Here is a 13736-nt window from a genome sequence, read left to right on the forward strand (position 1 = left end):
CTTTCTGATCGGCCCGGTGTTCCAGCAGCGGGCCGATCGCCTTTACTCAGGACAGGTACGCGTCCCCGAAATCCTCATGGATGACCGACTGGGCCTTGAACTCGGCGGACATGACGTAGCCGCCGAGCCACATCGCATCCGGAGCCGACAGCTCGCCCGTCTTCATCCGGTCGCGGAACAGCAGTGCGCGGCGGTAGCGCTCCATCGCCGTCTCTGGCAGGGCGACGACGTTCGCAGGCAGGTGCGCGGTGCGCTCGGCCTCGATCTCGGCCCGGCGCTGCAGGAGGATGGCGTCCGTGCTCGCCACCAGCTCGGCCTCTTCCTCGGCGCGCATGTCGTCGATCAGCCGGCGATGCGCTGCCGCCGCCGCCGGATCCAGCGGCTGGGTCGGGTTGAGCTGCTCGGACATGGCGGCGATCGCCGCGTCGATCTGCGCCGTCGAATGCGCTTCCTCGCGCTTCGGCAGCGGGATGACGTTCGGCGCGTCGCGGCGGGCAACTTCGAGCGCGCGCTCGATCAGCGGCTTGCCCTTGGCCAGGCGCTTCATGTCGGCCTTGAGGTCGCGGGCCTGTTCGTTCACCAGGTCGGCGCGGATTTCCTTGGCGGCGCGGTGGAAGGTCTCGGGATGGATCCCGGCGAGGTCAGGGCAGATGGCGTCGCCGAGGAACTCGGCGCCGTCCTGGGCGAATGCATAGGCGCGGCCTGCGTCGTTCGGATCCATGCGCACGAACACCGGTGTGCCCGGCATGATGGTCGCCGTCTGGTAATAGTCGCCGCCGATGCGCACGCCGCGCTTGGTGACGATGCGCTGGCCGCTGTCTCCGGCAACGGGCATCAGCAACAGGTCGAGGGCGCGTTGCTCGACCTTGCGCACCGGTTTCGTCGAGGCGAGAGCGGCGGTGAATGGCGTGGCGCCTTTCAGGCCGGCATGCGGGCGGTGCTGGTAGATCGTGCTCGCCCAATCATCGACATGCTTCTGCAGCTGCGGGCCGGTCAGCGTGACGCCGAACACCTCGGCTTCGGTCTCGCCCAGCCGCTGCGAAAACGACTTGCGGCTTTCGATGGCCTTCCGATCGGTAACGGAGTGGCCGACAAAGCCTGGCAGCAGCGTCGCCATATCGTGCTGGAACGTCTTGATGACGCGCTCGACATGGCCCTTCTGCTCGGGCGAATAGGCGTCCGATGTCTCGGCCTCGATGCCGAGCGAGAGGAACAGGCGACTGGTGTCCTTGGCGACGAAGTCGGAGCCGTTGTCGGTCTTGATGACATCGGGCACGCCCCATTCCAGGATGGCCTTGCGGATGAGCAGGGCGACAGCCGAAGCGCGCGGCGTGCGCGACAGCAGCCAGACGGAGCGGCGTGTCGCGATGTCGATGCAGGCATAGACCGAATGCCGGCCATCGGTGCAGAGCGCATCGACCGGCGAGGCATCGATCTGCCAGAGCTGGTTCGGCTCGGTGATGTGGCGCAGCATGCCGACGCCGGCCGGCGCCATGTGCGAGCGGTAGCGGTCGGGGTTGGTCAGCTTCAGCAGCTCGACCTTGTGGCTTTCCTTCAGCCCCTTCAGCGCGTGCTGGAAGGTGCGGACCGGAGGCATGTCAATGACCGTTTCAACGCCCTTTGAAAGCACCTTCAAGGTGTCGCCGAACTCGGATCGGCAGAGCGTGCGGACATGATGGCCGGACAGATGCGGCTGCTGGGCGATCAGCGCCAGCATGAAGGCGCGAACGGCGCCGCCATTGGCGGTTTCCAGCACGCCTGTGCCCTTGCGCGCCTGGGCGGGATCATGCGCCAGCGCATTGACCTTGCCATCGCGCTTTTGCGACTGCCAGCGGGCGAGCGAGCGCTTGGAGAGGCTCGGGATTATCTCCAGTGCCCAGGGTTCGATGGTGAGCGACCCGGCGTTGTATTTGTCCGTGAAGACCTGGACGCGGGTGGCATAGCCGAGCTTCATGCCGCGCGAGAAGGTCTCGAAGGCCGCGACGACCGCCAGTCGCGCGTCGCGCTCCTCCAGCGCCCGCGCCGACAGGCTGTTGCCGGGCGAGGCTTTGGCCGGCTTGACCGGCAGCTCGATGACGACGTGCCGTTGCTGGTAGGCGACCTGGGCGAGCGTCGGAAACAGCGAGACATGATACTCGGTGGCGCCGCCGCGACCGGCGCGTGAACGCGCCTGGGTGAGCCGGTCCGCCCAGCCTTCGCGCTGGGCCATGCGGATGACGGCGCTTTCGGTGCGCGGCATGTCCGGCAGGGCCTCGGTGGCGATCTCGCGGGCGGTCAGCCAGTCTTTCATGCCGACACCCTTTCAAGTCCAAGGTCGCCGAGCCGGTACGCAGGAAAAGTCTCCTCCAGGACAGCAAGAGCTTCCTCGCAACGCCCTCCCAAGACAGCGTCGTAGATTTGCTCAATCGTCGACCGGAAGGCGCGCAAAGGCTGGCGGCGTCGGGTGAAGACCTGGCGCGGAGAGTGATGGATCGGCTGGGTTGCGAGGATTTCGGCCCGGTAGCCACGCGAGTAGACAACCGGGATGACGATGCCGATCGAGGCGAGGCTCTGCCGGATGTTGTAAAGCCTGACACGGATGGAACTGTCGGCCGTTTCCGGTCCTCCGTCGGCGCGGTCTCCAAACACGACGTCGATGAGCTCGGAAATGGTGAAGCAACGCTGCGAAGCTGCTCCGCCGACCAGAACCGAGGCGAGGCGGAATTCCTGCGGTGTAAGCCCGACCGTAACCTGGCCGCGCCTGATCTCGCGGCTCGACAGGGAGATCTCGATGCGGTTCCAATCGCCAACGCCGTTGAGCCGCTTCACGAGGATGACGGATGTCATATGAGCCACCCCTGTGATTGGCTCGCNCCCGCCGCCGGCTCTTGGGCGGCGGGCGCGCTGTCGAGGGCGGCTTGGGAGCTGCGCACCTCGGGGGGAAGTTTGCCGATGACCACGTTGATGTAGGCGGCAAGCTGCTCTTCCAGATGCTTCTTGGTGTCGGCATCCTCGCAGCGGCCGCACTCGATCTTCATGCGCGTGAGCAGGCCGGTGTAGGCCTTCGGCAGCAGGAAATAGTGGTCGACACAGAAGACCCCGTGGCGGCCTGGAGCGGCGTTCCGGCAGGTCGGTGCGGCGCATTTGGTCATGACCAGATCCACCCTTTGAGGACATGCTTGCGCACGCGCCGGCGGAAGACGGCGCCGGCCGCGAGGCGCGGGCCCTGCTGGCGGGTGAAGAACAGGTGCAGGGCGTAGAGGAACGCGAGGTAGAGGCCCGCGCTGCCGAAACTGATTGCGAGAATGCTCATGCCGTGGGCCTTTCAGCGCTTTGCTTTTGAGCGTGCGATCAGCGCCGTCTTGCGGGCGGCGATGTCGCGTTCATGTTCTTCGATCAGGCTGATTTCGATGATGTCGGCGTACTTCTCGGGCACCACCGCGTAGCCGAATTTTTCCGGCACGAAGCCGAGCAGGCCTTCCGCCTGGGTGGCGTCGATCAGGGCAATGAAGACGTCGAGCGGAATGCGGTGCTCGTCGCTGCTTTCGGACGACCACTTGTTGAGCATGCCCTCCGACACCGGTCGGTCCAGATAGGCCGACATGCGGCGGGCGATATCGGCGCGCGAGCCCTTGCCGTCGTCGCGGCAATCGCGGAGCGCCCGGCTCACCAGCCGTGAAATCTGGTTGTCGAGGCCGCCGCGGCCGGCGACGTCGGCGGCGTAGCCGACCGCGACCTTCGGCGGTTCCCATTCGAACAGGTCTGCTGTGAGTTGATCGCGGCGGGAGCGGACCATCAGCCTTTCCGCCCTTTCATCCACCGCTGGATGGCGGCTTCGTGCAGGGTGAAGAAACGGTCCTGTTCGCTCTCCTTCAGCTTGGAGAACTCGCTGGCGACCTTCTCCCATTTCGGCGGCGTCGCCGGCCTGGAGGTGCGGTCGATGACCGCGATCGCGTGGCTGACCGTCTTCGGCGCGTCGGCGGCTTCCAGCGTCAGCAGTCGCGCAATAGCGATCTGGCGCTCGGGTGTTTCGGCGGCGAGCTGCAGGAGGTCGGTCTGGCTGTCGGCGACAGCGTGCAGCGAGATGTCCTGGCGGACTTGCTCCGGGATGGTGGCGATCTTCAGCGCGTGAAAAACGCTGCGGCGCGATATGCCGAGCACCGTTTGCGCGGCCTCCGAGAAATTGAGTGCAAACTTTGCACTCAATTCATCGTCCTCGACGATCTCCCGGGTCTTCTTGCGCCCGGCTTTGCCGGTGCCGTGCTCGGCGTCGTAGATGTCGCGCCAGTCGGCGATATCCTTCGCGCGGTCGAGTACCGACAGCTGGCGCCGGATCAGGTTCTCGGCGATCTCGCGTTTGCGGATCTGCGTTTCGGTGGCGACGTCCTTGGGGTCTTTGACGAAAGCGTCGATCTCGGCGAGCCCGAGGGCGGCGACGGCGGCGAGGCGATGGCCGCCGAAGATCAGGCGATACTCGTGGCTTTCGGTCTTCTCGGGCACGACCTCGATTGGCGTCATGTGCCCGTTGCCGCCCTGGATGTCGGCCATGATGGTCGCCACCCAGGCCGGGTCGAGCCGCCGCCGGTTGGCGGGCACCCGTATTTCAGCAATCTTGATCTTGGTAGTGGTCGTCACGTCCGCAGGCTCCCCGTTTGAAATCCCCTGTCTGCGCATGCTCTGGCGCTAGACGGCGGCCTCAGGGCGAGCCGGACGCGGTGTCTAAAATGAGTGCAACTTTTGCACTTCCGCTGCGGCTGGCGGTGCTGGTAGTGTCCACCTCGTCATGACGGCCTCTGGTGTAGAGAGTCGGGAAGAGGGTTCGGAACGGGATATCCAGGGCGGCGGCGATGGCCTCGGCACCTGGGCGGCTCAATCCGATGATGCCTTGCCTGCAGCAGCTGGGATAAAGGTCAGCGCTGAGGGCGATCCCGGTCAGGGTCATGCCACGGCGCCGGATCTCGGCGTTGATGGCGTGACGGTCCCACACCTGAGGCGTGTTCATGGCGGCTCCACCGATCGTCCGGCCCTTTGCAGAGGTCCGGATGGTTAAAGTTTTAAACAACAGTAGTCGCGACTAATGTCGCACCAAAGAGCGAAAACAGCAACCGGGGTGCGAGAAAATTCGCACGTCAGAGTTCAAAATCGGCAATACGGTGTGAATAAGTGGCTAAGCATCGGAAATCTCATGGATTTTCCTGACGGGGATGCTGGGAATGGAACTCTGACGCATGGTCAGAGTTCGGGTCCAGACGATCTGACGACCTTCTCCGGACGGTTCGCTTTCGCAACCAAGGGCGAATCACCCCACGCGTTCTCCCGCCGGAGCGGGATCTCTGGAACTATGGTGCGAAAATATCTCGAAGGATCGATGCCCGGCCTGGACAAGCTGCTGGAGATCACCGAGGCGACCGGCGTGACGCTCGACTGGCTCGCCGCCGGCCGAGGCCCGATGCGCAGCGGCCACGCGCAGGACATCATGGTGATGGGCGGAGCACCTGAGGGTTTCGTGTCGGTGCCCAAGCTTGACATCCGGCCGAGCGCCGGCGCCGGCAGCGTCGATATCTACGAAGAAAGCGAACCGGACATCTTTGCGTTTCGCGAGGAATGGCTGCGCAGGATCGGCGTCAGCCCGAAATTCGCCCGCCTAATGGTCGCCCAGGGCGATTCGATGCGTGAGACGATCAACGACGGCGACCTGATGATCGTCGACATCTCTATCCGCGAGTTCATCGACGAGGCGATCTACGTCCTGGTCTACGGCGGCTTGGTGCGGCTCAAACGCTTGCAGCTGCTGCATTCCGGCGTTCTGCTCCTCCGAAGCGACAACCCGCGCTATTCGACGGAAGAGGTGCCGCTCGCCGAACAGCCGGAGCTGATCATCGGCGGCCGGGTTCGTTGGGCTGGTGGGTCTATTTAGGGAAGAGGGGTTCTCATGCATTCGGCCATCGACCTGGCGGAAGCCGATACCGACGCGACCGAGGTCAGCAGTTTCGTTGTATTGCCACCGTCCGGCCCGTTCCGCGCCGAGGCTGCGCTACGTGGGATCGAGGCGTTCCTGGCTGGTCGTTTTCCCGGGCTGGTGTTCTACGCCAGCGGCGATGTCGAGCCTTTCGAGGGTGATTACAGGCTTGTGCCGATCTGCGGCGTGCCTGGTGAGGAGCCCGACAGCCTGCGCATGCTGGATTACCCGCCGCAAGCTTTGCTCCTCGCCATCGAGGCGGCGCTGAAGCTCTTCCGCCCGGCCGGCTCGCCCCTAAACTGATGCCATCCGATCTTGCGCGGCCGGCGCCGCCGCCCGGTTTCGGTGCCAAGTGAAGTTGCGCGGCCGTTTTCTGCCTGCCCGGCTCTCTGGCCTCGCCACTTCCCGCCCAAACCCCTTGTTTTCCGGGCTTCTAGCGGCTGTTCCCGCCAATTATTACCTTTTCCCAGCATTGGCCGGCTGATGCCATCTGATCTTGCGCGTTACAGCACGCCCGCCTGCCGGGTCGCGATGTGTTCCGGCTGCCTTCGATGTCGAAGAACGACAATTCGCTTGGACAGGCGCAAGCCGGGCGTGAGGATCCCGACTATGAGTTTGTCGCGGCGTCCGGCTTTTATCTCTATGGCTGGGACCACGAGTGGGTGCACAAGGACAGCGGTGAGCCGGTGCAGAGCGTCGATCATGTGGTCAGCGAGATCGATCATTTGTTCGGCTATGGCCATTTCGCCAAACCAGGCAAGTTGATCCTGCTTATGCACGACGAGATGTTTCAGGACCGCTTTGACGGCAAGACGCAACTGACCAAGCTGATCACCGCATTGAAACTACGCCACTATGCGTTTGGAATAATCCAGAGCTATGACGACTGAGCCATCAGGTCGGCACTGCTAGCTCCCCACATTCTCCCGCAACGCCGCGAGCACCTGCGCAAACTCCGCCAGACGCTCGTCGGACAGTCCGGTGCGAAGCCGCTTGTCGAAGACGAGCGCGGCTTGCCGCAACGTCTCGAACAGCGCTTCTCCCGCCGCCGTCAATTCGACCATGTGAACCCGTCGATTGACGGGGTCGCGCCGCCGCGTCAGCAGGCCCTGCACCTCCATCGCATTGAGATGATGGGTCAGCGTCGCGCCCTGGATGCCGATCATGCCGGCAAGTTCGCGCTGATTGGCAAGCTCGCTCGACTTGACCGACAGCAGCGTGAGCCAGACCGGCAAGGTCCCCCCCGCTTCAACCAAGGCAGCGTCGAAGGCCTGGGCAACAAGCTTGGCGGTGCGGCCGAGATTCATGCCGACCGGCGGGCGGTCAAATGGTGTCATGATCTGACAGTAGAGCAAGCAGTGGAAACGTGAGACTGGGCTTCATGATTGACATCTAACCGTTAGATATCTAATTTTTGTCTTATTGATGGCGTCGCGACATGGTTGCGATGCGTGGGCGGCGGGCGAATGAGAGGAAATGCGGTCATGCAATATGTTTATATCGTCGTCATCGGCCTGCACGTCATGGCCGGCGTCTTCTGGGCCGGCACGACCATCGCGGTTGCCCGCGATCCGGACATCCGGGCAGAGCGGTTCTTTCGGCCGCAAATGGGCGCGGCTGGCTTGGCTTTCCTGACCGGTTTGCTGCTCTGGTATTTCTTTCATGAGGGTGCTTTCGGCTCGATGGAGAAGGTACTGGCGCTCGGCATTTTGACGGCGCTGATCGCCGCCGGCGTGCAAGGCGCGCTTGTGGGCTCCGCCAGCAGGCAGCTTGCTGGCGCCGATGCCGCGACCCAAACGGAGCTGCGCGCGAAAATGACCAGGGGCGAACGCATCGCCGGCGGGCTGCTGGTCATCACCGTGCTTTGCATGGCGACCGCCAAGATGTTTTAGAATCGCACGGCCGGTGAAAGCCGATCATGCGCGGCGCGCAACGGACCAGAGCGGTAGGTGGCTCTCCTTGCAAAGGCCGTTGCGCGCCACCTGATCGTGATCAAATCCTGATCCCAAACCGTATGCCGTCATAGATGGCGGCGTGGATGTTGCGTGAGGCGACCGCATCGCCGATGCGGAACACGACGAAGCCACCTTCCGAATTGCGCGATGGGAAGATATCGCCGCCGTTCACCAGCCGCTCATAATCGATCGCGCCGCCATTCCTCGACAGCGGCTTCAGCGACAGATAGAGGTCGTCAAGCGGCGCCGTGCCGTGCTCGACCACCACTTGGTCGACCCTGCGCTCCCCGCGCCAGCCATCGGCAAAATCCGAAGCGAGTTCCGCGACCAATTGATTGCCCTCGCGCCGCACAGAGCGCAGGCGTGTGTTGATGGTGATGGTGACGCCCCTTTCCTGGAAGGCGCGCATGTACGGCACGTGGTTCATGCCGCCCATTTCGGGGGCGAAGAACCGCTCTGGCGAAACCAGTTCCAATTTCGAGCCGCTGTTGGCAATCAGTTCGGCCGCGCCCATGCCCTGATGGCCGCCATTATCGTCAAAGAGAAGAACATTCTCGGCCGGCTTGACGCTGCCGGCCATGATATCCCAACTCGAGGTGACGAGATTGTCGCCGGAGGCCAGCGGCGGGTTCTGCGGCAGGCCTCCGGTGGCGACGACCACCACGTCAGGCGTCAGGGCCAGGACGTCGTCCTGCTCGGCCCAGGTGTCGTAGCGGATCTCGACGCCCAGCCGTTCGAGTTCGGCCAGACGCCAGTCGATGATGCCGATCAATTCCTTGCGGCGTGGGTTCTGGGTCGCAAGGCGGACCTGGCCACCCGCTTGTGATGATGCTTCCAGGATCGTGACCTGATGGCCGCGCTCGGCCGCGACGCGCGCCGCCTCCAGTCCGCCGGCGCCGGCGCCGACGACCACGACTTTACGCTTAGGCCCTTCCGTCTTGGCGATGATATGCGGGATATCCGCCTCGCGGCCGGTCGCCGCATTGTGGACGCACAGCGCCTCGCCGCCTTCATAGATGCGATCCAGACAATAGGTGGCGCCGACACAGGGACGGATCTCGTGCTCGCGGCCCTCCATCACCTTCCTGATGATGTGCGGATCGGCGATGTGGGCGCGGGTCATGCCGACCATGTCGAGCTTGCCGGTGGCGATCGCATGGCGAGCGGTGGCGACGTCGGAAATGCGCGCCGCGTGGAAGGTCGGGAATTTCGTCGCCGCCCTCACCTCGCCGGCGAAATCGAGATGCGGCGAAGATCGCATGCCGGTCACCGGGATGACCTTTGTGAGCGCCGCGTCGGTCTCGATCGAGCCACGGATGATGTTGAGGAAATCGATCTTGCCGGAGCCGGCCAGCCGCCTGGCGATCTCGACGCCCTCCTCCTTCGACAGGCCCTTCTCGAAATCCTCGTCGGCGACCATGCGGATGCCGACGACGAATTTCTCGCCGACCGCCGCTCGCACCGCATCGAGCACCATGTTGGTGAAGCGCAGGCGATTGTCGAGCGAACCGCCATACTCGTCACCGCGATGATTGGTGGCAGGCGACCAGAAGCCGTCCATCAGATGGCCGTAGGATTCGAACTCGATGCCGTCGAGTCCGGCTGCCTGGCAGCGCTGGGCGGCCGATGCATAGTCGGCGACGATGCGCTCGATATCCCACTCCTCGATGGTCTTGGGGAAAGCACGATGCGCCGGCTCGCGCACCGGCGAGGCTGACAGCACCGGCAGCCAGTCGGCCTTGTTCCAGCCGGTGCGGCGGCCAAGATGGGTGATCTGGATCATCACCTTGCAATCGTGCTCGTGGCAGGCGTCAGCGAGTTCGGCCAGCCACGGCACGATGCGGTCGTCATAGACATGCAAATTGCCGAAGGCGGCCGGGCTGTCGCGCGAAACGATGGCCGAGCCTGCGGTCATGGTCAGCGCCATGCCGCCCTCGGCCTTTTCGGCATGGTAGAGGCGATAGCGCTGCTTCGGCATGCCGTCCTCCGAGTAGGCCGGCTCGTGGCTGGTCGACATCACCCGATTCTTCAGCGTCAAATGCTTGAGCTGGTAAGGTTGGAGAAGCGGGTCGTTGCTGATCATCGTCTTCCTGCCGTTTTAATTTGTGCTAATGAGCGGCAAATCCAAGGAAACCGCTTATGATCGATACCAAAACCCTCACCCAGCTCGGCACGCACGTCGAGACGCCACAGAGCCCCGAAGCTGCGGTCCTGGAAACCGTGCCGTTTTCTCGCGGCGACGGACCGCCGGCGATCGTGCGCTTCACCTGCCNGGAATTCACCTCGCTCTGCCCGGTGACCGGACAGCCCGATTTCGCTCATATCGTCATCGACTACGCACCCGATGCCGCCCTGGTGGAATCGAAGTCGCTGAAGCTGTTCATGACCTCGTTTCGCAACCATGGCGCTTTCCACGAAGACTGCACGGTGATGATCGGACGTCGCATCGTGGCCGCGACCAAGCCGCTCTGGTTGCGCATAGGCGGCTATTGGTATCCGCGCGGCGGCATTCCGATCGACGTGTTCTGGCAGACCGGCGCTCCGCCGGAAGGCGCCTGGCTGCCGGACACCGGCGTCGCCCCCTATCGCGGGCGCGGCTAGCTCGGCCATCATTCGCACTGGTACTGGCTGAGCGCCCATTCGCCGGTCACCGACAAAAGGTCCGATATCTTCCATTCGCCGCCGACCTTCTTGAACTTCCATTCGAGGCGGTGCGGGTTGCCGCCGACGACGAAGGCGACGATGACCTTGGCCTGATCGCCGTTGATTGCCTCGAGCGTCTTCAGGCTCTTGTCGATCTCGGCCTTGTCGTAGTCCGCATTGTCGAGCGCCATGTTGGGGTCGAGGCACTCGCCCTGCCCGGATTTGCGCAAGGCATCGCTCTTGTCGAGCACGGTTTTAGCCGGGTCGACGAAATGGCCGCGCTGGGCTGGATCCACCTCGAGGCCGACCTGATCGTAAAACGGCCGCACGACCGCTGTCGGCGATCCCGGCTGGATGGGGGCGGCAGGCGCGCTCGGCGGCCATGCGACGGGTGGCGTCGCCGGCTCCACGGCTCCGCCAGGCGCGGTTGTCGGCGGCGTCTCGCTGTCATCAGGCGCGGTGCCGGCAGGGGCATTTGCCGGCGGCGCGCCCAACAGGCCCTGGGCGGATGCGCCGTTCAAGCCAGCCGCCAGCAGGCACATGGCCGACAATGACAGGAGCGCACGACCGGCCATTGCTTCACTCCGGATCTTGGCCCGCCATGCATTCGAGCTGGCTCAGCGTCCAGTCGCTGGTCTTCGATGCAATGTCCGATATCTTCCATTTGCCGTCGACCTTCTTCAGCGACCAGTGCATTTCGCGCTGCGCATCGTCTCCTTCCGGAAAAAGACTGAAGTTCGCCACCACTTGCGCCGTGTCGCCATCCACCGTCTCGGACAGCTTCAGTGTCTTGGACAGGGTCTTCTGGTCGAAATCCTGCGCGTCGAGGCCGGGGTCGAAGTCGATACAGGCGACCTGGTCCGGATTCTTCTTGGTCGCCTGGTCGTTGAGGTCGAACAGTTTCGTCACCGGCTCGGTGAAGCGATCGCGGTATTGCGCGTCGGCCTCGAACTTGACCTGCGGGACATAGAAGAACTTCACGGCGTCGGAAGCCGGACCGGCCACGGCGGCGGCGGGCAAGGCTATCGAAAGGGCGGCAAGGAGCACTGTCGGTCTCATGCAGAATCTCCGGCTTTTCATGGCTTGAAGCAACCAATACCACGCATCCTGCATATCGGTTTTTTTGCGGTTCATGAAGCCCGCTTGCGCACGCATCACGGCTGAAGCGGGTCATCTCGACGGGACGTGCAGGCCAAGCTTGCACTCAGAGGCCGAGCGCTGCCTTGCGTCCGTCATGGATGGCGAATGCCACCTGCCTGGAAGCGGTACAATCACCAATCGAAGTGTGGGCAATCTTGCGCCTTTCGAGTTCGATGGAAAGCATGTCGGCGGCCATATTCGTCGTGGCGAAGACCAGCGCATCGGCTTCGATCTCCTGCTCGGTTCCATCGAGCAGCGAAGCGATCCTGCCCATCCTGCCATCCCAGTGAACGACGGCGCTCTCGGTCACAAACCGCACCTTCAGCTTGACGAGCGCCCGCCGCAGCGGCGCGTCGACGGCCATTCGCTGAAGCTCTTTGCCAACCAGGGCGTCCGGCGTCACAAGCGTCACATTGTGACCATCCTCGGCAAGTTTCCAGGCGGTGCCGCAGCCTTTCCAATTGCCGCCATCGTCCAGCAAGAGAACATTTTTCCCCGGCCTCGCCTCACGGGCCATCACCGCTTCGGTCGAGAGCACCGGCCCGCCGCCCGGAATGCTGTCCCACTGCGGCAAGGCCCGCTGGAAAGCGCCGTCTGGCGGCATCGAGCCGGTCGCGACGATGACGTGATCCGCGCCTTCGCGCTCGACATCGTCGGCTTCGACATACCGCCCGTAGCGGATGTCGACCTGAAGCTGGCCGAGCTGGCGCTCGTACCAGTCGATCAGATCCAGAATCTGGGCACGGCGCGGCTGCAGTCCCGCAAGACGGAACTGCCCCCCAAGGCGGTCGGATGCTTCGGCCAGTGTCACCCGGTGACCGCGCTCGGCCGCGGCGCGCGCCGCTTCGAGCCCGGCCGGGCCACCGCCGACGACCAGCACGCGCTTCGGCTGGGCGGCCGGAGCGAAGCGGTCTCCGCCCCACTCCCATTCCCGCCCCGCGGATGGATTGATGACGCAGCTGATCCAGTAGTCACGGCTGCGCCGGCCCCAGCACATCTGGTTGCAGGACAGGCAGCCGCGAATGTCCTGCGGCCGTCCGGCGGCGGCCTTTGCCGCAAGATGCGGATCGGCGATCTGCCCGCGCACGATGGAAACGAGATCGGCGCGACCTTCGCTCAACACGCTCTCGGCGTTCTCGGCGGTGCGGATATGGCTCTCGGCGGTGATCAGCGCATGACGCACGGTGGATTTGAGCACGGACGCCAGGTCGGCACCGAGCTTTTCCGGGTAAACAAAGGTCGGCATGATCTTGTAGAAGTCGAAGTAGGAACCCGTTCCGCAAGTCACATAGTCCATCAAGGCATCGCGGTCGTGGAGGTCGATTATCTCGGCCAGCGCTTCGCGCTTCAGCGCCACTTCGACTTCCGGCTCATCACTGATCGCAAGACCGATGATGAAATCATCGCCGCATTCCCGGCGAATCCTGGTCATCACCTCACGGCTCATCCGGGTGCGGTTTTCAAGGCTGCCGCCCCATCGGTCGTCCCGGCGGTTCGACCAGGATGTCCAGAACTGGTCCAGCATCGAATGGTACGCCGCCCAGACCTCGACGCCGTCGAAGCCGGCCTCGCGGCAACGGCGCGCCGCCTGGACAAAGCCGTCGATCGTTTCTTCAATCTCGGCTTCGGACATCCGATGCGAACCGTCGGAATCGTGGTAGCTCGGCAGGCCGGAAGGCGACCAACCGGGGTGAAACGAGTTGTCCGCGTCCGCGTGCTGGCCAACATGGTAGAGCTGCTGGATGGCGACGGCGCCGTTGCCGCGAATCGCCTCCGTCACCTTGCGAAAATGCGGGATGACGCGGTCATCGGACGGGCTGAAGTTGCCGCGGGTAAGCACGGCGGCCTGATGCACGGGCATCGGCTCGACCACAATCATGCCGGCGCCGCCGATGGCGCGTTCCGCGTAATAGCCGACATGCCGCGCGGTCGGCAGCCCCTCCACCGCCATGTTGGCGGTATGGGCTCCGAACACGATCCTGTTGCGTAACGTCTTGCCGCGCAGAGTGGCCGGCGTGAACAGCCGGTTGAAGACCCGCCCAGACATGCACCGCTCCTTC

16 protein-coding genes are annotated in these 13736 nt (G+C 64.1%); 5 read left to right on the forward strand and 11 right to left on the reverse strand.

The window, feature by feature from the left end:
• Nucleotides 1–46 precede the first annotated feature (46 nt).
• The 6 genes from M653_RS0109715 to M653_RS0109745 form a co-directional block, all read right to left on the reverse strand.
• Nucleotides 47–2290 (reverse strand): DDE-type integrase/transposase/recombinase, encoded by a 2244-nt coding sequence (locus M653_RS0109715; protein ID WP_027143178.1) that lies wholly within the window; start codon nucleotides 2288–2290, stop codon nucleotides 47–49.
• Complete coding sequence (locus tag M653_RS1000000137255) at nucleotides 2287–2826, reverse strand: winged helix-turn-helix domain-containing protein (protein WP_027143179.1); 540 nt, start codon at nucleotides 2824–2826, stop codon at nucleotides 2287–2289. Before M653_RS1000000137255 ends, M653_RS0109715 begins: the two co-directional genes overlap by 4 nt.
• Nucleotides 2827–3127: 301 nt before the next feature.
• Nucleotides 3128–3292, reverse strand: coding sequence for a hypothetical protein (locus M653_RS1000000136650; protein WP_156938176.1), 165 nt, complete (start codon nucleotides 3290–3292; stop codon nucleotides 3128–3130).
• A 12-nt stretch (nucleotides 3293–3304) separates the two neighbouring features.
• The gene (locus tag M653_RS0109735) at nucleotides 3305–3775 is read right to left on the reverse strand and encodes a hypothetical protein (RefSeq protein WP_027143181.1); all 471 of its coding nucleotides are present in this window, start codon (nucleotides 3773–3775) and stop codon (nucleotides 3305–3307) included.
• Entirely contained in the window at nucleotides 3775–4614 is an 840-nt protein-coding gene (locus M653_RS0109740) for a ParB N-terminal domain-containing protein (protein WP_027143182.1), read from the reverse strand. The genes M653_RS0109735 and M653_RS0109740 overlap by 1 nt, the downstream gene beginning before the upstream one ends.
• Before the next feature lie 61 nt (nucleotides 4615–4675).
• Nucleotides 4676–4981, reverse strand: coding sequence for a helix-turn-helix domain-containing protein (locus M653_RS0109745; protein ID WP_027143183.1), 306 nt, complete (start codon nucleotides 4979–4981; stop codon nucleotides 4676–4678).
• A gap of 183 nt (nucleotides 4982–5164) precedes the next feature.
• Here M653_RS0109745 and M653_RS0109750 point away from each other — a divergent pair, with 183 nt between their 5' ends.
• From M653_RS0109750 to M653_RS01000000132310, 3 genes are all read left to right on the forward strand, one after another.
• The gene (locus tag M653_RS0109750; RefSeq protein WP_280940099.1) at nucleotides 5165–5896 is read left to right on the forward strand and encodes a S24 family peptidase; all 732 of its coding nucleotides are present in this window, start codon (nucleotides 5165–5167) and stop codon (nucleotides 5894–5896) included.
• A 15-nt stretch (nucleotides 5897–5911) separates the two neighbouring features.
• Nucleotides 5912–6241, forward strand: a complete 330-nt coding sequence (locus tag M653_RS0109755; protein ID WP_027143185.1) for a hypothetical protein — start codon at nucleotides 5912–5914, stop codon at nucleotides 6239–6241.
• Nucleotides 6242–6489: 248 nt separating this feature from the next.
• On the forward strand, nucleotides 6490–6828 hold the full coding sequence (locus M653_RS01000000132310; protein ID WP_245262089.1) for a hypothetical protein: 339 nt from the start codon (nucleotides 6490–6492) through the stop codon (nucleotides 6826–6828).
• 18 nt (nucleotides 6829–6846) lie between these two features.
• On the opposite strand, the gene M653_RS0109765 is transcribed toward M653_RS01000000132310, so the two are convergent.
• Nucleotides 6847–7245, reverse strand: a complete 399-nt coding sequence (locus M653_RS0109765) for a MarR family winged helix-turn-helix transcriptional regulator (RefSeq protein WP_245262090.1) — start codon at nucleotides 7243–7245, stop codon at nucleotides 6847–6849.
• A gap of 177 nt (nucleotides 7246–7422) precedes the next feature.
• Between M653_RS0109765 and M653_RS0109770 the strand changes: the two genes are divergently transcribed.
• The gene (locus M653_RS0109770) at nucleotides 7423–7830 is read left to right on the forward strand and encodes a hypothetical protein (protein ID WP_027143187.1); all 408 of its coding nucleotides are present in this window, start codon (nucleotides 7423–7425) and stop codon (nucleotides 7828–7830) included.
• A 100-nt stretch (nucleotides 7831–7930) separates the two neighbouring features.
• On the opposite strand, the gene M653_RS0109775 is transcribed toward M653_RS0109770, so the two are convergent.
• A complete protein-coding gene (locus tag M653_RS0109775) occupies nucleotides 7931–9976 on the reverse strand; it encodes an NADH:flavin oxidoreductase (protein WP_027143188.1) in 2046 nt (681 codons plus the stop codon).
• Nucleotides 9977–10032: 56 nt separating this feature from the next.
• Between M653_RS0109775 and queF the strand changes: the two genes are divergently transcribed.
• Nucleotides 10033–10494 carry a preQ(1) synthase gene (gene queF / locus M653_RS0109780; RefSeq protein WP_027143189.1) on the forward strand — a complete coding sequence of 154 codons (462 nt, stop codon included), beginning with the start codon at nucleotides 10033–10035 and terminating at the stop codon, nucleotides 10492–10494.
• Nucleotides 10495–10502: 8 nt separating this feature from the next.
• On the opposite strand, the gene M653_RS0109785 is transcribed toward queF, so the two are convergent.
• The 3 genes from M653_RS0109785 to M653_RS0109795 all read right to left on the reverse strand — a co-directional run bounded on the left by M653_RS0109785 (nucleotide 10503) and on the right by M653_RS0109795 (nucleotide 13723).
• Nucleotides 10503–11111 carry a hypothetical protein gene (locus M653_RS0109785; RefSeq protein ID WP_027143190.1) on the reverse strand — a complete coding sequence of 203 codons (609 nt, stop codon included), beginning with the start codon at nucleotides 11109–11111 and terminating at the stop codon, nucleotides 10503–10505.
• Nucleotides 11112–11115: 4 nt separating this feature from the next.
• A complete protein-coding gene (locus M653_RS0109790; protein WP_027143191.1) occupies nucleotides 11116–11595 on the reverse strand; it encodes a DUF3828 domain-containing protein in 480 nt (159 codons plus the stop codon).
• A gap of 145 nt (nucleotides 11596–11740) precedes the next feature.
• A complete protein-coding gene (locus tag M653_RS0109795; RefSeq protein ID WP_027143192.1) occupies nucleotides 11741–13723 on the reverse strand; it encodes an FAD-dependent oxidoreductase in 1983 nt (660 codons plus the stop codon).
• Nucleotides 13724–13736: the final 13 nt, after the last annotated feature.

This window comes from Mesorhizobium sp. WSM3626, assembly GCF_000513935.1.
Lineage (GTDB): Bacteria > Pseudomonadota > Alphaproteobacteria > Rhizobiales > Rhizobiaceae > Mesorhizobium > Mesorhizobium salmacidum.